This window comes from Ferruginibacter albus, from assembly GCF_020042285.1.
GTDB classification, from domain to species: domain Bacteria; phylum Bacteroidota; class Bacteroidia; order Chitinophagales; family Chitinophagaceae; genus Ferruginibacter; species Ferruginibacter albus.
The window spans coordinates 896,385-918,115 of record NZ_CP083388.1 but is presented as its reverse complement, the minus strand read 5'-3'; the positions used below and the strand labels follow the sequence as shown (position 1 = coordinate 918,115).

Here is a 21,731-nt window from a genome sequence, read left to right as displayed (position 1 = left end):
TATTGCCTAAAAGTAAAAATGCCCAATTAATGCATTAATTTATGTTTTTATAAGCGTCATATATTACTTATGATATAGGAATGATTTGTAAATTTATAATCCGGTGGAAAAATTTATTTAATTAAACTGTTATTATGAGTGTAAACTTTTTCGATAAGTTTAGAAAGAAGCCTTGGAACAGTTTTGATGAATATTGAAAATGCTATCATTTTCCTTGGTACTAATTTATGGGGTTCTCATCTTCGCTATATTTGTTGCATCTTTAAGATTAAATGTAAATTCTCCGGCAGTTATTATTGGTGCAATGCTTATCTCTCCCTTAATGGATCCAATAATGGGAGCTTTGCAGTTTAAGTTCGGTTACAATTCAAGGTTCCAAATACATATTAAGTTATGAGCAAAGATCTGAAAATGAAATTGCCATCCAATATGGATAGAATAGACAGTAATGATATGGGCGAATTTATTTGGTGGTCAACACATTTTGGAATTGGCTTTGAAAAGCTTTTATCAATTATCAGGAAAGTAGGGAATTCAGCAGAAGATGTAAGAAATTGTATTCTTGTTGATCATATTACTTAAGACTAAAAAACAGAACTTACCAACAGATTAATCAAATTAGGACTACCTTACCGAGAATGTAGACAAGGAATGTTATATGAGGTGATGAGGCTTGGTAATTAGTTGAATATAACATTGCATAGTAAAGCTACAAATGCTGAGTATAGTTAAACAGATGAGAGAGCATTTCAATTATTTAGTGCAGAGTTTATTGACAATATCCTAACGAATAGATAAATGTATTTTTACTTAAATAATTTTAAATTATGAAAAAACTATTTTCACATGTTAAACCAAGTCTAATATGTTCTATTGCATATTGTTTACCTGTATTTTTTCTTTTTAGAAACGATACATATTCTAATGTGTGGCTATTATATTTAGGCAATATTTGTTTTGCTATTTTATTACTTGCCTGTACTATCTTTTTAAAAAATAAAAAAGAGGGGTTACCAACAATTCAATCGATCATGTCCCTAGCTATAAAAATTGAAATTGGTTCAATTCTCATTTCATGTTTAATAATATTATTGTTAGGTTTTATTTATAAAGATGGAAATATTTTAAAACATCAGCCTGCTAATGTACTTGGACTTTATTATATGCTTCCTTTAAGCACAATACTTATAAATTTTGTAATTGGAATTTTTGGCGTTTACATATGGTCTATAACAACTAAAACAAATTGAGTTAGATCTAAATAATTAGGGCACTTAAATATCAGAAATATGTTAAATGATAGTGAAAGCAAATTGTTATTCTCTAAACCAAATTACTCTTTCTCCAACCATCCATCTGTAAAGCCTGCCCTTTTCAGTCCTTTGATGATGTATGGGCATTCCTTCATAATATTCCAGATCATTTCACTACAATAATTTTCAATCATAATTACAATAGGACCTTGATTTAATCCGAACCTCCACGGAGAGACCCATCCGTGAGAGTTAGTTGTTTTTTCAGGAAAAGTTGGATTGAAGCTTGCATCAAATCCATATAACCTATGCGGTTTTAAATTAAGTTTTTCGATAGCATGACGAATCGTATTAATTACTATCTCCGGAGCAAATGGAAGCGAAGCTACTACTGCCCATGGAGATACAGTGCCATCATCAGGACCAAAGGGTGCGCCACGAGCAATATAATCGTAAAATTTTCTGCGTTCCCCATTTATTTTTAATATCATTCTTCCTGGCCCATCACTTGCAGTTAGTCCCCAGCAAAATTCTCCATAATGCTCAAATCCTTGCTTATTTTCAATTGCGTATTGCTGGTGCACATATGTTGCCCGTTTACTATTTTGAAAATAATCGAATCCTGCTTTTTTATTAAATGCATCGTGTATTCCTCTAAAATCGATCCACATGTGGGAAAACTGATGTATGAATAGTGGACCTGCATAGAGATATTCAATATCGTATGCCTTTGTTAGCCCAAAAGTGTTGATCCATTTTTGATACCCTCTAGGTTTTATTGGATAGGTTGGAGATCCGAGTGCCAACACATACATTATGATCGCTTCACTAAAATTGTTATCCCACCTATAAGGAAGAAACCCAGATCGGGGTTTCCATCCATGACTGATAGTATCCCCGCCATTCAAAGCCCATTGCCAATCAATTCTCCTGTACAATTTATCAGCAACTTCGCTTATTTGTTTTTCTTCTTCATCATCTCCTGAAAAATAAATGGCTACTGACAAAGCACCGGCAATGAAAAGTGCTGTATCGATCGTTGATAATTCGCATTTCCATGCTCTTTCACCAGTATTCATTTTCAAAAAGTGATAATAGAATCCTTTGTAACCTGTTGCATTCATCTCCTTACTTTGGCGGCTATTATAAAAGAATCTTAAAATTTTCAGGACTCTTGCAACTGCATCTTTTCGTGATAAGAATTTTTTTTCAACCCCAATGATATAAGTGGAAAAGCTCATCCCTATAACAGCAATGCTTGAAGGGAAATTGGGTTGTGTTTTATCTGCAATTAAGCCGGTAACAGGATCCACTGCATTTAAAAAGTAATCAAAGGTCTCTCTTTGCAATTTTTCAAGCATTTCGTTATCTGTCCCTTGTGGATCTGTTACGGGAAGATCTTTTTTCTTTTTATCTTTCATGCTGTCTCCAAAGTTATGAGTGCAGTGCCTTGGGGAGGCATTTCGACTGCTAGTAGAACAACATTATTTTCAAGTGAAAATGATAAAGGTTCTTTTATTAATGAAGATGCCAATTCCAATGTTTGCACTTGAAGAGGGCTAAGGCTTGCCGGACTTCCCATTTCAATCCATTTAGCTTTAGCATTAGCATGTTTATCATCGATTCTTTCAATAAATGCTTTTTGCAATTTTGGTATATTGATATGAATCTTTATTGATTCAGTTTTTACAGGATGTCGTGGAAGCGCAGAATTTGTAATAAGAACATGACTAATATTTCCCTTTCTTATTACCCATACATCAACTGTAGTATGCGAGCCATTTACTGAAATAATTTCAGTACCAAGACTATTTAATAATTGATATGCCCGGTAAGCTGGTTTTGGTATTCCGTATATGTTTAATAATCCAAAGCCGCCATGAAACGGCGCAGAACTAAAAAAATTCTCTTCAAAAATATCGGAGAAGGTCCAATAGCTATATCCTTGAACCAGATTTCTCGCTTCCATAATAGTCTTGGTAATAAATGCTGCCGCATAAGGAAGATCATGTAATTCATCGAAGGGATTGGAGGAGGTACTCCATTCGGTATAATAAACAGATGTTGATCCGGCCTCCTTTCTTGTTTTTATTACCTGTTCTCTTAATACACTTCGTCGGCTATCAGCAAGCTGGGTAACTGTATCATCGCCTGGTTGTCCAAATGCATCTGTGGGATAATGATGTGTACTGATAAAATCAAAAGTCAATTTTTCCTTTTCACAAAAATTCCGAAAGTCTTTTACCCAAGCATTACCTGCTGTAGCTGGTCCGCCCACCTTTAAATTTTTATTAATGCCTTTGATCGCTTTTGCTGCGTGTTCGTACAATAAAAAATAATCCTGTTGTGTTCCTTTCCAGAATGCAGAAAGATTAGGTTCATTCCAAATTTCGAAAAACCATTCTGCAACATTTTCAGTTCCATACCTGTCAACCCAATGCTGAACGATTTTCCGGATCAACTCTTCCCAGGCAATATAATTACGTGGTGGTGTAATATTCCCTTTATAATGAAAGACCGTTTCCGGACCCGACGCTAAGGTTGATGGCATGAATGAAAGTTCCACAAAAGGCTTCATTCCTATCGACAGCAGAAAATCAAATATCTGATCAGCGTTAAAAAATGAATAGACTAGTTTATCCATTTCGCACATCAAAGTACCCATATCATCTGAAAGTATCCCGTGAAAACGTACGTGCTTAAAACCTAATTCATTATGACAGCGAAGTAATTGCCTTTGCCAATCGGCTCTTAATGCTAAAGTAGCATGTCCGCTTCCAATTGTGTGTTCCCAAAAATGCGGAAATGGTAATGAGTGACCAGTAAGATCACAACTAAAAAAGTCTGGCATACAATAAATTTAGAACTGTAATATGTAAGGTATATTAAATAGCTGATACCTTTACAGTAAATAAAGTAGTATACCTTAAAATCTTATAAACGCGTTCCGATTAAGTTGCAGAGTCTTACGATTCATTTTTCTTAGGCAATTATTGTTTGTCGGTATTTTCTTTATCGCCTCGAGTTTTGAGCAACCAAAATTTAAGGCACATTTATTGAAATCATTAGATTCGTAAAAACGAGACACTAAGATTCAATAATTCTAAATAAGTGGATATCACTAATAAAAAATAAAAGCTGCATGGAATTTATAGATTACTATAAAATTTTAGAGCTCGATAAAACAGCAACAGAGGCTGACATTAAAAAAGCATACAGGAAATTAGCAAGAAAGCTTCATCCCGACCTTAACCCAAATGATAAAGAGGCGCACAAAAAGTTCCAGGCAATAAATGAAGCAAATGAAGTACTGAGCGATCCTGAAAAACGAAAAAAATATGATCTATATGGAAAGGACTGGCAACATGCTGAACAGTTTGAACAACAGCGTGCGCAGCAACACAATGCCAGCCAGGGCAGGCAACAATTTTCCGGCAATGATGAGAAAGATTTTTCCAGCTTTTTCGAATCCATGTTTGGCGACAGCCAATACAGGCAGGCAAAATACAGAGGGCAGGACTATAATGCAGAGCTTACACTTAGCTTACTGGCTGCTATGGAAACACATCAGCAAACGCTTACGGTCAATGGTAAAAACATCCGCATTACGATTCCTGCCGGTATTGAGAACAGGCAGGTAATAAAATTAAAAGGTTATGGCGCTCCCGGTGTAAATGGTGGGCCTGCCGGAGATCTGTATATAACATTTATCATTACACCGCACCCTGATTTTAAACGGCTTGGCAATGATCTATATACAAAGGCAACCATTGACCTGTACACTGCTTTGCTGGGTGGTGAGACTACTATTAATACATTGAAAGGAAAAGTAAAACTAAAAGTAAATCCCGAAACGCAGTACGGCACTAAGATACGGTTGAAAGGAAAAGGCTTTCCTGTTTATAAAAAAGAAGGAGAGATCGGCGATCTGTATGTTACATATGAAATAAAATTACCTGTCAACCTTACCGAAGAACAAAAGAAATTATTCACCGAATTATCTAAGCTGAAATAAATTTTTTATGGATAAGGAAAAAATGATACCGGCAAATGAATTTTGTGTTTATCACAATATCGAGCTCTCATTTATCTATTTGCTAAAAGAATCCGGCTTGATTGACATTATCAGCATTGAAGAACAAATATTTGTTCCGGCGGAGCAGCTCAAACACTTAGAATTACTGATCCGTTTAAAACAGGAAATGGATATAAATATAGAAGGTATTGAAACCATTACTTATTTATTGCAACGCATTACCAAAATGCAACAACAAATTTTAGAGCTTAACAATAAGCTGGCTTTTTATGAAAATTAATTTTATGCGTTAATAATTACTATTACGTATCCACAATTAAGATATCTTCTTTGGAAATATTTTCTTTAAAATCAAACAGAAAATCATTTTTAAGATGGTCATAAAAAGAATGTTCATCAATTAGTAATGATGCGATACTTGCAATCATACCTGCCATTATAAGATAAAAAATTACAGAGTGTCTGTCTGTCATTTCCAAAACCAATATAGCAGAAGTAAAAGGCGTACGTGTTATCCCTGTAAGAAAAGCTACCATACCGGCTAGTATCAATAAGTTTATATCAGCAGATTGAAAATTAAATAAGTTGCCGATAATAGCGCCCAAAGATGCCCCAGCAGCTAATCCTGGAGCAAATACACCGCCTGCACCACCAGTAGTAAAGCAAATCAGCGGACCCGCACAACGTAAGGGAAAATTATACCAAGGCAATTGTTTGTCATTTACAAATAATAAATGCAACATCATATCCTTGCCTGAGCTAGTAACAGCTTCACTAATAAAATAAGTAATAGTAGCAAGTGATAATGCAGCGCCCAATATAAAAACTACATGCTGTGATTTTTTTGTAAATACTTTTGCCTTCCACCGGATAATTTTAAGGATAGCTTTTCCGAGATAACTTCCCGATAAACCACCAATAATAGCCACTAGCATAACCGAGAATAAAATATGCCAAGAAGTGTTGCTCACATCCGGATACCCCAGATAAAGATAAGGTCCTAACATTCCCTGTGCAGTTAGTCCTGAAATAATAACCGCGGAAAACAATACTGTTCGGTAAAATCTTACATGCGTTCTTGATAACTCCTCTACCGCAAAAACAATTCCTCCCAATGGCGTATTAAAAGCTGCTGCCAATCCAGCCGCTGCTCCTGCAATAATCATATTGCTACGGTTTAATTTAGCCCACGTTTTAGGAATGAGTTTGTTCACATAACTAAATATAGAAGCAGAAATCTGTATGGTCGGACCTTCTCTCCCAATTGCTGCTCCTCCAACAGCCATAAACAAAGAGGATATAATTTTTACGATCGCGACTTTAATACTAAGCAATTTCTCAATTTTAGTACTTGGTTTATGTTCTACCAATTCTATAGCAGCCATTACTTGAGGAATACCGCTACCGCCGGAATAAGGTGAGAATTTTTGCACCAGCCACCATGCTGTCAGCATAAATACAGGAGTTTGAATAAAAATCATCCAATTATGCCAACCATAAATAGAATGCATTGCGTTTTCGGCTAATGAAAAAAGTCTGGTATATAAAACAGTCAATAATCCAACAACAATAGAAGCTACCCAAAAAGGTATAGCTTGTTGTATGCTCAATTTTACTCTGTCGTTTTGTATTCTTGCAAATATTCGATTAAACAATATTTTTAAAGGTGAGAAAATTCCCATTTTGCAAAGGTAGGTATACTTTTATGGCGCGCGTATATTATCCTCATTACCTGCAATGATATAGCCTCTCCAATCATTAAGTAAAGTTTGAAATTGGTAAAAACAGAAATATAATAGTTATGTAATGACTAAAACAATATTCACATGTAAAAAGATAAAAGAATTTTCTCTGAATAAAATTTTTACAATGGAGGCTTTTTTCAATACAATATTTTCTTGGCTCTTGGAATATTTCTTCATTTGTAATAGTCCATGCTACACAGGCAATAGGTATTGCTAATACAACTAACCAAAAGATTTGAATATAGATTGCCATGATTAATCATAAATTAAGGCTGACCAGCACCTCCAGACGAACCATATATTTGCCCTGTGGCATAACTCGCATCAGCAGCCGCTAATTGCACATAAATAGATGCTAACTCTGCTGGCTGACCTGGCCTTCCAAACGGCGTCTGTTCTCCAAAGTGTTTTAATTTTTCTTGTGTGGCACCTCCACTAATTTGTACAGCAGTCCATATTGGACCAGGCGCAACGCCATTTACACGTATTCCTTTAGATGCTAATTGCTTGGCTAATGATTTAATATAATTAGTAGTAGCGGCTTTTGTTTGTGCATAATCATATAAATCGGCCGAAGGATCATAAGCTTGTTCAGAAGATGTACCGATAATTACAGAACCGGGTTTTAAATATGATAGCGCAGCTTTAATTATCCAAAATGGTGCATAGATATTAGTTTTCATTGTCCAATCAAATTGTTCTGTGGATATATCTAGTATAGAAGCATTAGTTTGTTGTCTACCTGCATTATTCACTAGAATGTCTAATCCCCCTAAGCCATTAACAGCGTCAGCAACTAATTTCTGGCAAAAGCTTTCTTCTCGTAAATCACCTGGAATAGCTATTCCTTTTCTGCCTTCTTTTTTAATCAAAGCAATTACTTCTTTCGCATCTGTTTCTTCTGCAGGTAAATAATTAATAGCAACATCAGCACCTTCTCTGGCATAAGCAATAGCAGCAGCTCTACCCATTCCCGAATCGCCGCCAGTTATTAATGCTTTACGTCCTACTAATCGATTAGAGCCTTTATAACTCGTTTCTCCATGATCAGGCTTTGGGTCCATTTTGCTTGCCAGTCCTGGCCAAGGTTGTGACTGTTCTTTAAAAGGAGGTCGAGGATATTTAGTTGTAGGGTCTTCCAAAATAATTGATTTTAATTCCATGTTACTTTTGTTAGATATTGCAAAAACTGGAGATATTGTCATAGTAGCTAATCCTAAACTTAGACCTTCTACCATTTTGTGTCATGTAATTTTATTTTGTTCATTTCATGATAATCTATAGTATTTATTTATTAAGAAGAAATTTATTATCCTCGAACAAGTTTAAATATTCATCTATTTCTTTCTTGGATAAAGGTTTCTCCATCATAAAAAGATTTTTAATGTCAGCATACTTAAAGTATTCATGCTTTGCTCCTGTAATTAGATTTATTTGAACTTGTGGGTATTTTTCAGCAATTTTTGTTATCGAGTCCCAACCATTGCCATCAGGGAGGTTATTGTCTAAAAAAACTACATCCGGAGAATAATCTTCAAGTTTTTTTAAACCATCTTGTAAGTTGTATGCCATCTCAACTTGATATTCTCGTGAAATCAAATGAAGCTTTAATAATAAGCATAGCTCAAATTCATCTTCTATAATTAAAATTTTTCCTTTCATAGGTAGTATTTGTTTGTAAGTAAGTTTAATCCTATGATTTATTAGTTTCCAAAAGCAGATTTAAGTTTTTTTGCCACCAAAGATTGTGCATCCCGTGCTTGGGGAACAACTGCTGCCATTCCAAAAAACTCATGAGTAACACCGTTATATAACTCGTAATCGGTTTCAACTTTTGCTTCTTTTAATTTATCACTGAGGAGTTTGCCTTCTGTTTGCAATGGATCAATTTCAGCTCCAATAATTAGCGTTGGAGGTAATCCTGCAAGATTAGCTTTAACTAAACTAATACGTGGATCTGCAGCTTGTGCACTTGAACTTAATTCGTTTTTAACAAACCACATCATCATTGCTTTATTCAATGGTTTGGCATCTGCATATTTACTATAGCTTTCACTCATCATATCGTTATTTGCAACGGGATAGATCAATACTTCATATACAGGCATTTTAATTTTATTGTCACGTGACATAATAGAAATATTCGCAGCAAGGTTTCCACCAGCGCTTTCACCAACAACAGCAATTTTAGAAGAATCGCCATTCATAGATGTGGCATTTGATAGAACCCATTTATAAGCATCAAAAGAAGCAACATGAGCTGCAGGAAATTTATGCTCAGGACCCTTTGGATATTCAATGGATACAACTATCGCACTGGTCATTTCACATAAAGATTGTGCGCTAGCACTGTACACATTATTATCTGCAATTACCCAACCACCACCATGATAATATACAATTATTGGAAACGGTCCTTTACCTGTTTTTGGTGTATAAATCCTGGCATGTACAGTTCCGGATGTTACTGGTATATCTTTACCCATTGTATCACAAAGAGTAGGCGGCACTTCCATTTTGTTATCCTTCATAACGCCCATTACTGCATCAGTTGGTGTTGGTTGCATTCGTGCTTCTTGTGCAGACAATGTTTCAATTGGGTTACCTCCAAGACTTACTAATTTCTCAATGACGACTGCCATTTCAGGTTTAATAGATGGACCCCACGCTGGTGTCGCACCAACAGGTTTTAATTCTATTTTTTTATTTTCCTTTACAACACTGTCCTTAACCTCTTTTTCTGGGGTTGAATTACTACCGGTATTGCAGGAAGAAAAACCTATAATAATAACTGCAACTATTACTCTTACTAGAATGGAAAACTTAAAGTTCATACGATGAATGTTTTTTGTGTAATTGTTTTTAAAATGTTTTTCTTTCCAGTTTGTGTGGAATTTATTCCTTTGTTTAAAGTCCTTGCTTAGAAAATAACTTAAAGTAATTGCGACTAAGCAGGCTATTTCAATTAGAATGTCCTTAATAAAACAATAATTCAGCCATAGTTTGGCATCATAATAAGAAAGTCGTTCAATATTATCTTGTTATATGCAAATTAATCATCCAATCTTCTACGGGCAATAAAGCAACGGTGTAAATGAAAACCGTAATACAAGAGTTTATTAAGCTTAAAAAACTAAATAATTAATTCAAATTGGAGATAATATTTAGCTCTTTGTGGAAGTTATGCCTCAGATAATATTTAAACTATATTAAAAACCAGTATTTTAAAACTGGTTATAAACTTGTATTGTCTGTATAAATAAAAATAATAACGAACAAAACGCTGCATGAGAACATATACTGAAGAAGAATTAATTGCTTGCCTACAACAAAACGATAAATATGCCTTCTCTTATTTATATGACAATTATGCCCCTGCACTAAATGGCATAATAATAAAGGTAGCTATGGATAAAACTATTTCTGAGGATATTTTGCAGGAAGTCTTTATTAAAATATGGAATAACTTTTCAAGTTATGACTCTTTTAAAGGGAGGCTATTTACCTGGATGGCGATAATAGCACGAAACACAACCATTGATTATATTAAAAGCAAGCACCATCAAAAGCAGTATCGAACAGGGCAATATAATAGTATTGTTATGAATATTCCATATAAGGAACTGACAAATTTTGATATAATGTTTTTAAGAAAGCATGTAGTTAAATTAAAACCATTGCATAGTACAGTTTTGCATAAATTTTACTTTGAAGGATACACACATCAACAAGTTTCTAAAGAAATTGGAAAACCGTTAGGAACCGTTAAAACAATTCTGCGATCGGGAGTTAATTCTTTGAAAAACTCTCTAAATACTTCCAAATATTCTTATCTATAAAATAATTTGATGCTGTACTTACTCGCTCTATCGATTATGTCGAATTTCCTTAAAAATTACCATATTAATTAATCTAGCGAGGAGCAATTTGAAATCTTAAAAAAGACGTCACAAAGAAAATGAATACCATTGAAGATCAAAAAGAAATAGACGCAGAGCAAAAACTACTCATGAAACATGAGTAGTAAAATGTATTTCTATGTAAAGATTTGTTACCTTTCTTTATAATAACATTTACTATGTTTTTACATCTGCATCCGTTACAAAGAATCTTGCTAAGTCTTATCGTATCTCTTCTAATCTATTGTTGTATTTATAGATTTCATTTTGACGTGTTGTTGATGATTTTAATTCTTTGGACTGGATTTGCAATAGCTTTTATTTCTACAAGTGCATTTGTATTCTTTAACCTGCCAGTTTCAGAAATTATTAAAAAGGCCAATAAAGAAGATGGTAGTCGTCTGTTTGTATTGTTGAGTGTACTTTGTAGCTCTTGTGCCGCTATGTTTACCGTATTATTACTGATGCTTTCAAATAAAATGCAATCACATAAAACCCTAGTTGAAGTAATATCAGTAATTGGAATGATGTCGAGTTGGATACTTGTGCATACGTTATTTACGTTTCACTATGCACACATGTATTACTTTAAATCAAAGAATGCACAATCTACTAAAGTACTTGAATTTCCGAATGAACTAAAACCCGACTACCTTGATTTTGCTTATTTTTCTTTTGTTATTGGAATGACTTTTCAAGTTTCTGATGTTCAAGTGTCGGATCCACATATACGTAGAACAGTACTAGCTCATGGCATATTATCCTTTGCACTCAATACTTTTGTGGTTGCGCTTACGATTAATCTCATTGCTGGATTAAGGCAGTAAGCTATACAGAACTAACCAGAGTTACAGTGATTGAAAAATTTGTTGAATATCATAATAACTAAACGGTTTATGAATAAAGGCATAGGCGCCTTTTTGTAAGCCTAAAGTTTCTATTTCGTCATTGCCAAAGGCGGTAAAGACAAATAACTTTGAATTACTATAGCGTTTCAATTTGTCAATGTATTCAGTGTTTAATCCATATGGCGAGTTGCTATCTAAAAAGATTACATTGTAATCTGTTGTTCTTAGTAAGGGTAAGGCTTCTGTGATAGTCTGAACACAATCAGGATATATCTTCCTTTGTTTGGCAAGAGTTGTCAATAGAAAACAAATATCTTGTTGGTCTTCTATAATTAGTACTTTACTCATTACATACCTCAGCCAAATAACTTGCCATGAATCTATTTGAATGAGTTTTATTGTAAACTTCAAATTAAAATAGCATTGTCTCGTATTATGAGAAATTATTAAACAATCTGGAAGCTTAGAGATAACAAAACTCCGAAAAGAAACAAAGTAGAAATACCGAATCTAAAATAAATAAGGCAGTAACCTAATTATCTACCCTTTAATATAATATATGAAGTATTGCTTAGGTATAATAATAACACAGTGATTTCTTAAATCGCTTTTAATCGCATCATGAGCAAAATATTCCCCCCTATTATTTACCTTTTTACATATTAACGTGTAAAAATACGTGGCATGGTCTGTGACAAATAATGAATAAAATATATTTATTTATCACTTAAACTTTAAAAGCATGAAACGATATTTGTACGCAGTTGCTGTTGTAGGGTTACTGTTAGCAGCTTGTCAAAAGGGAAGTAATCCTAGTAATCGCAATGTTGATATTGTGTATTTAGAAACTAACGATAACGATAATAATGCAATACTTGCTTATTATTGGAATGATACCGCCTTAGTTCCTTTGCCGGGAAGTCCGTTTGCAACAGGAGGAAAAGGCATTGCAAATCCTACGCAAGTTTTAGGACCTGATGACAATGATCAACAAGTCATCCTTACAACGGATAAAAAATTTCTGCTCGCCGTAAATGTAGGAAGCAATACAATTTCAGTATTTAAAATATCCCAATACGGTACATTAACTCCGGTTACCGGCTCACCATTTGATTCGCATGGGGACAATCCGGTAAGTATCGGACAAAAAGGGAAATATATTTATGTTGTTAATCAATCAGCGAATGTGAGTAAAATGACTAATCCATCGAATCCGAATTATACGGTTTTTACACTTGACAACAATGGGTCGCTTAGCCATGTAGCAAATTCAACATTTGAGACAACAGCTGGAGTTTCACCTTCGCAGGCATTAGTATCTACGAATGGTCGCTTTTTATTTGGAGCGGACTTTTTAGGATTTATGAATACCCCTCCGGTTGGAACATTGCGCTCATTTACTATTTCACCAACAACGGGTAAATTATCACCAGCAGCAGGAACACCACAAACCATTCCCGATATGGGTGGCGCATTGGGACTATGGCAACATCCTACGAATGATGTTTTATATGTTGGATTTCCACTTGCCGGAAAGGTAGGTGTATATTCCATCAATAATACAACAGGCGCATTATCCTTTGAGACTTCAATCGCATCCGGTCCAGCCGTGTGTTGGCTCCGCACGAATAAAGCCGGTACACGCTTATATACATTAAACTCAGCAGAAAATACGGTTTCAGTCTTTAATACGTCGGCTGCAGCAGCCCCTGCTGCGCTGCAAAAATTAACCTTAAAGAATTCCGGCCCACTGTATATGGCAATGGGATTGTCGTTTACCACGAGCGAAACATTTTCATTAAGTTTTTCACCTTCAGAAAAAATGTTGTACGTCGTTAGTCAATATACTAATCCAACCTTTGGGTTAGGAAGCTATAACCTTTTGCATGTATTAAAAGTTGCAGCAGATGGTACGGTATCGGAACCAACAGAACCATTGTCATTACCTGTTGCTTCAACTGTTAGACCGCAAGGAGTAGTGGTATTATAGGAAACTTATTATTATATTATAATTTAAAGGCAGTACTCAACTGCCTTTTTGTTTTGCAGCAAAGGCATTATTTAAGCCGTTCCTAGAATTACTCCCTTACTTTAACTACAAAGTCATTGCATAGAGCAATGACTTTGGTGCTTTGATTGAACTAGAGCAGGCATTTCAAATAATGGGGGCTAAACGGAAAAACCTGCAAAAGATACTGAACTTAAAAACGGGACTATAGAGGGCTCGGTTTATTATTGTTACAGCTTCTTGCCATGAAGCATTACTTAACGTACTATGACTGAAAAGAAGTTCGGTAGGGTGTGTTTGTTTTTTACATAGAGGCGAATCTCTATTATAACAGCTAAGAATATCCTAAGATACTGCATATTGCTTTTATGTACAAGAGGAAAACTACGTTGTAATAGTACGTAAACTAAAATACGGTAGCGATGAGCTACCGTAAAATAAATTATAGGTTAGTCTTTCAGAGATTTTAAGTCCATTAAATTCTCTTGCCTATAACGAACCTAGCATATGCTTATTGTATTTTCTCAAAAATAGAGTTGATCTTCTCAATGCTAAACGGTTTTGAAATATACCCGTCTGAACCACATTTTTCGCTCACTTCTTTTATATCATCATTTCCTGAAAGCATATAAATCAAAATACCATGAGTACTCTGATTTCCTTTTAAAAGTTTGCATACGGAAGCTCCGTCAATGCCATTCATGCGTATATCTAGTAGAATAATATCAGGTTGGAATTTTTTCATAACGTCAATGATATTTTCGCAGTTTGGGGAAATTTCGACCTTATATCTTTCCGTACGTAATCGTATGCTCATAAGAAGAAGCAAATCTTCATCATCATCAACTAGGAGTACAGCGCACTTTTCATTCATATATCTTATTTACCTATAATTAAACAACAATTCAGCCAATAAAGGTAAAATGAATCATTAATTCAAAACGGTTGGAATTTTCAGCGTAAAACATGTCTGATCGTTATCTGATTCCACTACAAGCGAACCTTTGTGAGCTTTTGCAATTTGAGAGCAAATATAGAGTCCAAGTCCTAACCCTTCGCTATTAGGTTTTGCTTCACCTCTAAAGAAAGGCTGGAATAATCGAGCACGGATAGCATCCGGTATTTTATCACTGGCATTACTTACTGATAAAATAAATTTATCAGCGTCGATGTCTGCTTTTATTTTAATGGGCTTTTCATCTTTGCTATATGCAATGGCATTACTCAGCAAATTAGAAAAAAGTTGCCCTATTCTGTTTGCATCGTAGGAAATGGGCTTTGTTATATTGAACTGCGTATCGAATTTTGCATGCTTTGAAATCATCTTATGCTCATTGATAATTTCTTTTAGAGTTTTCTCAATGTCCCCTTCATCGTAATTTAGATTAATGCCAGCACCTAGTCTGGCTTTAGCAAAATCATTCACATTATCAACAAGTACTTTTATTCGGTGTGATGCCCTTAGTATTACTTCGCTAAGCTTTAAAACCTGTTCATCTTTAGAAAACAAATGTATCATTTGAGCACTATTCAACGTTGCGCCAACAGGGTTACGGAGATCATGACTTAATATAGCAATAAACTGCTCTCGCAACTCTGACAGTTGTTGTTCTTCCAAAAGTTTTGCCTCTGCATTTGCTAATTCTCTAACACTGTCTAAATTCATGGAGATTAGTTTTGCAAAGAGCTGAAACATGCCAATGATCTTAGGATTTTTTAAATCATTTGGCTGCGGATCAATAGCGCACAATGTTCCAAAAAAATCGCCGTTCTTTAATACGATGGGCATTGAGATATAGCTTTGAAACCCATATTGTAGTGGCGTATGATGATTCGCAAATACCGGATCAGTTGCAACATGCTCAATAATAACGGCTTGGTGTGATTGTTCAATTTCATGGCAGATGGTTGATTCCAATACGAGTTCACCTCCTGCCTTTAATCCAAAATTGATTTCATCTCTTATGACACATGCAACCCACTTTTTCTTGGTCACTCGTGCAATAGTAGAAAAGCCCATGCCTGTCGTTAAACACACTACTTGAAGGATTGTATTAACTCCCTCGATACTATTGATTGCAATAATATCGTCTTGAATTTCGAGAGATTCTTTGTCTATCACTTTCAAATTGCTTTTAATGATAATTTAAAATATACAAAAAAAAGGTACTTGTTATTTACTTTATTGTGGTACTTGCAGCATCCTTGTTGGTTAGCAATAGTGTGTTGATTTTCTCTATAAGTACTGTGACATCAAATGGTTTCTGAAGTGCATCATCTGCAAAATATTCTGCACAAGCTGCTAATTTTTCAGTGCTGCCCGAAGTTATGATTATAGGAATGCTAGAAAACTCCTTATTTTGTTTTATCCCTTTGCAAATTTCTCGTCCATCTTCACCATTCAAGTGGATATCCAGTAAAATAATATCAGGTCGATTAAGGACAAGTTGCCTTACTAACGTTTCCTTCGTTGAAATAGGTGTCATTTCAAACTTGAATTTGCTGAATACAATCTTATACATATCCAGTAAATCATCAGAATCTTCTACAATTAAAATCTTTGGCATTTACAATTTTGGGCTTATGTAATACTAAAATACAGTAGCTTAAACAGGGCTGATAGGTTTCTAAAATAAGGTAGTTGTTATAAAGAAGTAATACGTATAAAGATATGCCTTAAAAGTTAACTTTTAAAAAAAGGGCAGCATAGAAATGCACCCTTGTTTTAAATCCAATATCCTATGAAAAACCGCTGCGTAGATGCAATAAGACTTTCTGGTGTTGCCTGACAATAAATTATGTAAGATTTTTACCCAATTATGTAATGCCAATACATCTAATTAATGCAATAAAGACTTTAATAATACGTTTTAAAACAACATATAACTATTATCTTTTGTATGAAAACACTAGTATTACTTATAATCTCAGCAGTATTTGTACTAACTGTTCGTGGAGGTGTTATAGTTGTTACTCCACTACCACCTACTGACATATCATATACGACTGCCACTGTAGGGGTACAATGCAGTTCTAATTCAGGAAGTATTTTAGAGAGAGGGGTGGTATGGAGCACCACTAACACTAATCCTACAGTTGCGGATAATAAGATAATACTAGGATCGGGTAATGGTAGAGGATATTTAGCAAATGCTGGACCATTTCCTCCTGGCACAGTAATTTATATGAGAGGCTATATAAATTACTATCCTAATGGAATTTACTACGGACCTGCTCCTATTTCGTTTACCACAAAATCTCTGCAAGGCGTAGGAGGAATATATGATTTTGAATCTGCCTCCGGCACCTATACAGGATTTAATACTGATACCATGACTGCTACCAACACTGCTACTTCCAGTGCCATGCAAGTTATTACTGCTACTGATGGAGTGTTTCGTGCCAGTGCAAACGTTTCAGGTCAAACCGATAAAATCGGCAGTGAAGCTCTGTATTTCGGCATGAATGGCGAAACAAAAGCGACCTATAAAATACAAGGGAACAATATCTTCGATCTCACTTCTTTTTATCTTACGAATCAGACTTCAGGGAATGTGACCTATACAATTACCAGCTCGAAGGGTTCTCATACGCTTTCATTTGTTACTGGTGACACTACAGGAAAATTAAAATTTGTGGATATGGCGGACAGTCCTGATTCTAATTATTTTAAAGGCGTTACATCATTTACCATCACTCCATCTGAAGGAGCGTGGTTTGAAACGGATAATTTAGTTGTACAAAATATAAAGACTAATACGATACTTCCTTTACGTTTTATTTCATTTGCTGGAACAATACAAGATCATACTTCATTACTTAAATGGACAACTTCTAATGAAGTAAATACTAAAGAAATGCAAGTAGAGAAATCAATAGATGGTATCAATTTTATTTCAATTGCGTCTATACCTGCTGTTGGTACAGGCAACAATACCTATTCGTTTACGGATATAATTAAGGAGAATGAGACTAATTACTATCGAATTAAAACAATTGACTTAAATGGCAATACTTCTTTAAGTAGTATTATAAGCATTACTGATAAAGCTAATAAAAATGAAAACCTAAAAGTTTTTCCTAATTTTATAACTAGTAGCTCAAATATTGCGCTTCAATCACCGTTGTCTTCAGGAAAAATCATTATCTATAACGAAAATGGTGCTACAGTTGGGCAACAACTTTGGCAAGAAGGTCAATTAATAAATATTGCAGGGATTAAAAGTGGTTCTTATTTTATACAGCTTACGAATGGAAAACAATTGTTTACTAATAGGTTTATAAAAGAATAATAAAACACACCTATCCTTTAAGTACAAAATAGATAGCATTTTTATCTTTGAATTAAACCCAAAGGTGGAAAATGCGGGTAGTGTCTCACTTTGAGATGTTAAATTTTTTAACGGATTAAAGGTAACAGAAATTAAGGGTTATTTTTGTTGGAAATAAGCTAAAGCAAAAGTACATACAGATCCAATAAAAGCTGCACGATCATTTCTTGATTTTGTTATTGAAAAACAGAGAGCGTTCCAACCTAAAAGAAATTCGTAGATAAAAAAATTGCAAAGAAGTTTGCGGCAAAAAATAGTTTATGAAAAAAATGACTTGCAAACAATTGGGTGGTGCGTGTGATATGGAGTTTAAGGCAGATACATTTGAAAAGATAGCGGAATTAAGCAAAAGGCACGCAATGGATATGTTTGAAAAGGGAGACAAACCGCATATTAAATCTATGGCGGAAATGACAAAAAATATGAAATCTGCTACCGATATGCAAGCATGGGTGGATGGGAAAAAAAGAGAATTTTATTCATTGCCCGAAATAAAATGAATACCTCCTTGTCCAGGGTTTGACACTCCTAAAGCAAAAAAATAATGGAGATATATTGATTTTTTTTATCACTTTTTTTAGCTTTGCACTACTAACCCGTTAGCCATTAATAACTTTTTCTATTATGTAAGGCAAATGGCTGCGATACTTGTATTAGATGACTCTAGAGAATTATTAGACGTACTAGAGGTTGTATTTACCATGCGTGGATACAAGGTACGTTGTACTTCTACAAAAGATTCTTTCTTAAAAGAATTAAATATTGAACGTCCTAATATTGTCTTACTCGATGTTATGCTATCTGAAGGAGATGGAAGAGAAATATGTTATGAATTAAAAACCAATGATTCCACTAAGGATATTCCTACTATCTTAATGTCTGCCAGCCCAGCCACTTTAAGAGATTACAAAACCCTTCACGCAGACGGCATCATAGAAAAGCCATTTAATATCTCTGACTTAGTAATTGCCTTACATAATCACATGCAACAGAAATAGTTTTTTATTTTTATCTCCGTAGTCTAAAAGTGATATAGTTTGCTATGAAGGTAATTGTGCAAGTTATATATATAAAGATGTAAGGTTTATCTGAAACTAATAATTAAAGAACAGCGTATATATACTGTTAGATATTTATTTAAGGGATAGATATTTTGATATTAAGCTCGGGGGTCGTAAGCCGAGCTTTTTTATTATAGCTGCGAAGTGTTACTAGCAGCATATTTATAACTATTAGACCATTGGGAGAAAGATTATTTCGTTTGCCAAAATGTAACTATTAGCCCTCCAACTACAATTAAAGTGCCTCCTACAATAACAGGTAGGCTTGGAATTGATTTAAACGTTAGGTAACTGATAACTTGCCATACGATAAATAAGGTTGCAATATATAAGCCTACAATCCTGCCAAATTCTACAGGAGATAGATTTAGAAAGAATCCATATCCAAAGAGTAATACCATACCTGATAATGCAAAAACTATTCTTGCTACTCCTGTATGCTCATAAATGCACTTTCTTATTATGGCGTCTCCGCTCACTTCTAAAGAAGTTGCAATTATCAACAAAAGAATGGTTGGTAAGGTTTGTATAAACTTAATCATGGTAATAGGTTTATATAAAAATAACAAAAAAGGTTGCATGTATTCATCAGAATAAAATAAACAAGTAGCTGAAGAAACTTAGCCTCTTAACTAACGACTTGCTTGATCGATGTAAAACTAAAATGTGATAAGAGAGAGGGTACAAAGGTATATCTCACTACTAAATGCTTTTACCCTCGATCTCAACAATGATTTATTTAATCTGAGTTCAATAAAAATATCGGAAGACAGTCAGTTTACATTATATAAACCTAGTAATAAATTGGATAATCTTTACGGGGAAAATCCAATGGCATTTGAAGTATATTTGAGGCTATATCCTGCCATGATTAGAAACCCTACAATAATAATGGATGCATCTACACCTGGAGAAGGTGAGCAAAACTCGAGTACGCAACAATTATGGGCATCTCAAGAATTTGATAATACCCCAGCGCTTCCAGTTAGAAATGTAGCAGTTCAGGGAAGTATGGGGAATTTTATTGGTGCTGGCGGCAAATTACTTACAAGTGACAAAACGTCGACAACAAATGTTTTTTCAGTAGGAGTGCCAAATGCAAATCCAAGCGGCTCAACTATCCCTTCTGCTGGAGGAGTGCCAACAGGAGCGCCTACACCAGTTAACCCTAATGCTACTACTGCATATGCATTTACATATCAAAGTATAGGGTCAGAAATAAATACTTTTACATTAACTATCCCACAACCAGGTGGAGGAAATGTAATTCAAACCTTTACTGGAAATTCTATACCTGGTCAAGAACCTCAAATTCAGCTTACACCTGGAACAACAGTAACCATTAGCGTCACTGGTAATGTGCCTGCAGGAAGCAAAACTTCTTCGACGGATAAATTTTCATTTGAATTAAATCAAGTAAATAATCCAACTACAACCAATAACATTCAAGTAACCCCATAATTATGATATGAAAAAAAATATTTTTTTCCTGCCATTGTTTATTACTTCTTTTGTAGTTAAAGCTCAAAATGACACTACGTATATTCAAGACTGCTATAAAATTACCGAAAGAAAAATAAGCAATAATAGAATTGTACAATTTAAAATAGATACTTGTAATAAAAAATCAATAAGGGGGCAATATTCAACGAAATATAAAATATTAAATAAGCTGGTGTATGAAAATGGCGTATATTTTGAATATTGGGATGATCATTTTGGCTGCATTAAGCTTAATGGTTATTTTAAAATAATAGAAGGAGCAACTTATGTTATGAATAGCCCATCAGGAGTTTGGCAAGAATATTATCCTAATGGATATTTATTAAGCGAAGGACAATGTAAAACTTTATTTTTCCTTCTTAGGGCAGATACGGTTCTTAACCAAAATAAGATATTGATGATTGACGAATTAAATCCGCTAGATACTGTTTATTTAAATTATAATCAACGGACTATTGACAGTCTTAAAGGACTAGTTATATATAATGGAGTAAATAAGTTGGATATTGATAGCTCAAAAGACTATAAGGCATCTATATTTTCTAATTCATATCCTTCAGTCATAAGCGTCAAAATTGGGGAATGGAATTATTACAATGAAAAAGGGCAGCTTATTAGAAAAGAATATTATAGTGGAGGACGACTTATAAAAAGTATTTATTAGATTCAAAGAAAATTTTAAGGGATTCTGATATATGTTACTTCTTGTCTTTTTCCGAGCAACGTTTCCTTTAGGAACGTTGCTTTCCTATAACTATTTCTGTAACGATTTACTTAAATCCATATCTTCTATTTCAGTAAAGTTAGAAATCGGATACACTCCTTAGCTGGACTATGTATATATTCTATAGGATTATTGCTTAAATTCCATCACATGGTGGAGTGCCGGACCGTACAGTCTATCTGATCCTTCACTGCAATTTGCCTGGTATAGAATGATATACAATAATGAAACCAATGTATACAGGCAAAGTACAAACATGACTGTTGGTTATAGCGTTCGGTGTATTAGGGATTAAGCTTTTTTCTTTTTGGAATAACTGACAA

23 protein-coding genes are annotated in these 21,731 nt (G+C 34.5%); 12 read left to right on the top strand and 11 right to left on the bottom strand.

The features are described from left to right. The first annotated feature begins 393 nt into the window (after nt 1-393). A complete protein-coding gene (locus K9M53_RS04025) occupies nt 394-582 on the top strand; it encodes a DUF3606 domain-containing protein (RefSeq protein ID WP_224018235.1) in 189 nt (62 codons plus the stop codon). A 245-nt stretch (nt 583-827) separates the two neighbouring features. Next, entirely contained in the window at nt 828-1,250 is a 423-nt protein-coding gene (locus K9M53_RS04020; protein WP_224018233.1) for a hypothetical protein, read from the top strand. A gap of 83 nt (nt 1,251-1,333) precedes the next feature. Here the strand turns inward: K9M53_RS04020 and K9M53_RS04015 are convergent, their stop codons facing one another. Both K9M53_RS04015 and K9M53_RS04010 read right to left on the bottom strand, forming a co-directional pair. Next, complete coding sequence (locus K9M53_RS04015) at nt 1,334-2,674, bottom strand: glucoamylase family protein (RefSeq protein WP_224018231.1); 1,341 nt, start codon at nt 2,672-2,674, stop codon at nt 1,334-1,336. Then, nucleotides 2,671-4,104: a GH39 family glycosyl hydrolase gene (locus K9M53_RS04010; protein WP_224018230.1), complete on the bottom strand. Its 1,434-nt coding sequence runs from the start codon at nt 4,102-4,104 to the stop codon at nt 2,671-2,673. Before K9M53_RS04010 ends, K9M53_RS04015 begins: the two co-directional genes overlap by 4 nt. A gap of 291 nt (nt 4,105-4,395) precedes the next feature. On the opposite strand from K9M53_RS04010, the gene K9M53_RS04005 reads away from it, so the two are divergent. Together K9M53_RS04005 and K9M53_RS04000 are read left to right on the top strand one after the other, a co-directional pair. Further along, the gene (locus tag K9M53_RS04005) at nt 4,396-5,268 is read left to right on the top strand and encodes a DnaJ C-terminal domain-containing protein (RefSeq protein ID WP_224018228.1); all 873 of its coding nucleotides are present in this window, start codon (nt 4,396-4,398) and stop codon (nt 5,266-5,268) included. Between the two features lie 7 nt (nt 5,269-5,275). Continuing rightward, nucleotides 5,276-5,569, top strand: coding sequence for a chaperone modulator CbpM (locus K9M53_RS04000; protein WP_224018226.1), 294 nt, complete (start codon nt 5,276-5,278; stop codon nt 5,567-5,569). A gap of 22 nt (nt 5,570-5,591) precedes the next feature. Here K9M53_RS04000 and K9M53_RS03995 read toward each other — a convergent pair whose 3' ends face one another. From K9M53_RS03995 to K9M53_RS03980, 4 genes are all read right to left on the bottom strand, one after another. Beyond that, nucleotides 5,592-6,971, bottom strand: a complete 1,380-nt coding sequence (locus K9M53_RS03995) for a chloride channel protein (protein ID WP_224018224.1) — start codon at nt 6,969-6,971, stop codon at nt 5,592-5,594. A gap of 329 nt (nt 6,972-7,300) precedes the next feature. Continuing rightward, nucleotides 7,301-8,197: an SDR family oxidoreductase gene (locus K9M53_RS03990; RefSeq protein ID WP_224018222.1), complete on the bottom strand. Its 897-nt coding sequence runs from the start codon at nt 8,195-8,197 to the stop codon at nt 7,301-7,303. A gap of 124 nt (nt 8,198-8,321) precedes the next feature. Next, a complete protein-coding gene (locus tag K9M53_RS03985) occupies nt 8,322-8,696 on the bottom strand; it encodes a response regulator (RefSeq protein WP_224018220.1) in 375 nt (124 codons plus the stop codon). 41 nt (nt 8,697-8,737) lie between these two features. Further along, nucleotides 8,738-9,868 (bottom strand): alpha/beta hydrolase, encoded by a 1,131-nt coding sequence (locus K9M53_RS03980; protein ID WP_224018218.1) that lies wholly within the window; start codon nt 9,866-9,868, stop codon nt 8,738-8,740. A gap of 453 nt (nt 9,869-10,321) precedes the next feature. Between K9M53_RS03980 and K9M53_RS03975 the strand changes: the two genes are divergently transcribed. Together K9M53_RS03975 and K9M53_RS03970 are read left to right on the top strand one after the other, a co-directional pair. Then, nucleotides 10,322-10,873: an RNA polymerase sigma factor gene (locus tag K9M53_RS03975; protein WP_224018216.1), complete on the top strand. Its 552-nt coding sequence runs from the start codon at nt 10,322-10,324 to the stop codon at nt 10,871-10,873. A 341-nt stretch (nt 10,874-11,214) separates the two neighbouring features. Beyond that, entirely contained in the window at nt 11,215-11,760 is a 546-nt protein-coding gene (locus tag K9M53_RS03970; RefSeq protein WP_224018215.1) for a DUF1345 domain-containing protein, read from the top strand. 21 nt (nt 11,761-11,781) lie between these two features. Here the strand turns inward: K9M53_RS03970 and K9M53_RS03965 are convergent, their stop codons facing one another. Continuing rightward, nucleotides 11,782-12,192 carry a response regulator gene (locus K9M53_RS03965; RefSeq protein ID WP_224018213.1) on the bottom strand — a complete coding sequence of 137 codons (411 nt, stop codon included), beginning with the start codon at nt 12,190-12,192 and terminating at the stop codon, nt 11,782-11,784. 331 nt (nt 12,193-12,523) lie between these two features. On the opposite strand from K9M53_RS03965, the gene K9M53_RS03960 reads away from it, so the two are divergent. After that, complete coding sequence (locus K9M53_RS03960; protein WP_224018211.1) at nt 12,524-13,771, top strand: lactonase family protein; 1,248 nt, start codon at nt 12,524-12,526, stop codon at nt 13,769-13,771. Between the two features lie 529 nt (nt 13,772-14,300). Here K9M53_RS03960 and K9M53_RS03955 read toward each other — a convergent pair. The 3 genes from K9M53_RS03955 to K9M53_RS03945 are packed head-to-tail and all read right to left on the bottom strand — an operon-like array spanning nt 14,301 to nt 16,356. Continuing rightward, nucleotides 14,301-14,663: a response regulator gene (locus K9M53_RS03955; protein ID WP_224018209.1), complete on the bottom strand. Its 363-nt coding sequence runs from the start codon at nt 14,661-14,663 to the stop codon at nt 14,301-14,303. A gap of 57 nt (nt 14,664-14,720) precedes the next feature. Beyond that, on the bottom strand, nt 14,721-15,911 hold the full coding sequence (locus tag K9M53_RS03950; RefSeq protein WP_224018207.1) for a GAF domain-containing sensor histidine kinase: 1,191 nt from the start codon (nt 15,909-15,911) through the stop codon (nt 14,721-14,723). 55 nt (nt 15,912-15,966) lie between these two features. Continuing rightward, a complete protein-coding gene (locus K9M53_RS03945) occupies nt 15,967-16,356 on the bottom strand; it encodes a response regulator transcription factor (RefSeq protein WP_224018205.1) in 390 nt (129 codons plus the stop codon). Between the two features lie 333 nt (nt 16,357-16,689). On the opposite strand from K9M53_RS03945, the gene K9M53_RS03940 reads away from it, so the two are divergent. The 3 genes from K9M53_RS03940 to K9M53_RS03930 all read left to right on the top strand — a co-directional run bounded on the left by K9M53_RS03940 (nt 16,690) and on the right by K9M53_RS03930 (nt 19,118). Continuing rightward, nucleotides 16,690-18,081: a T9SS type A sorting domain-containing protein gene (locus tag K9M53_RS03940; RefSeq protein WP_224018203.1), complete on the top strand. Its 1,392-nt coding sequence runs from the start codon at nt 16,690-16,692 to the stop codon at nt 18,079-18,081. A 299-nt stretch (nt 18,082-18,380) separates the two neighbouring features. After that, nucleotides 18,381-18,620: a hypothetical protein gene (locus tag K9M53_RS03935; protein ID WP_224018201.1), complete on the top strand. Its 240-nt coding sequence runs from the start codon at nt 18,381-18,383 to the stop codon at nt 18,618-18,620. A gap of 135 nt (nt 18,621-18,755) precedes the next feature. Then, a complete protein-coding gene (locus tag K9M53_RS03930; RefSeq protein WP_224018200.1) occupies nt 18,756-19,118 on the top strand; it encodes a response regulator in 363 nt (120 codons plus the stop codon). Between the two features lie 254 nt (nt 19,119-19,372). On the opposite strand, the gene K9M53_RS03925 is transcribed toward K9M53_RS03930, so the two are convergent. Continuing rightward, the gene (locus tag K9M53_RS03925; protein WP_224018198.1) at nt 19,373-19,723 is read right to left on the bottom strand and encodes a hypothetical protein; all 351 of its coding nucleotides are present in this window, start codon (nt 19,721-19,723) and stop codon (nt 19,373-19,375) included. 325 nt (nt 19,724-20,048) lie between these two features. Here K9M53_RS03925 and K9M53_RS03920 point away from each other — a divergent pair, with 325 nt between their 5' ends. Both K9M53_RS03920 and K9M53_RS03915 read left to right on the top strand, forming a co-directional pair. Further along, nucleotides 20,049-20,642, top strand: a complete 594-nt coding sequence (locus K9M53_RS03920) for a hypothetical protein (protein ID WP_224018196.1) — start codon at nt 20,049-20,051, stop codon at nt 20,640-20,642. Nucleotides 20,643-20,649: 7 nt separating this feature from the next. Continuing rightward, nucleotides 20,650-21,348 (top strand): hypothetical protein, encoded by a 699-nt coding sequence (locus K9M53_RS03915; RefSeq protein WP_224018194.1) that lies wholly within the window; start codon nt 20,650-20,652, stop codon nt 21,346-21,348. Nucleotides 21,349-21,731: the final 383 nt, after the last annotated feature.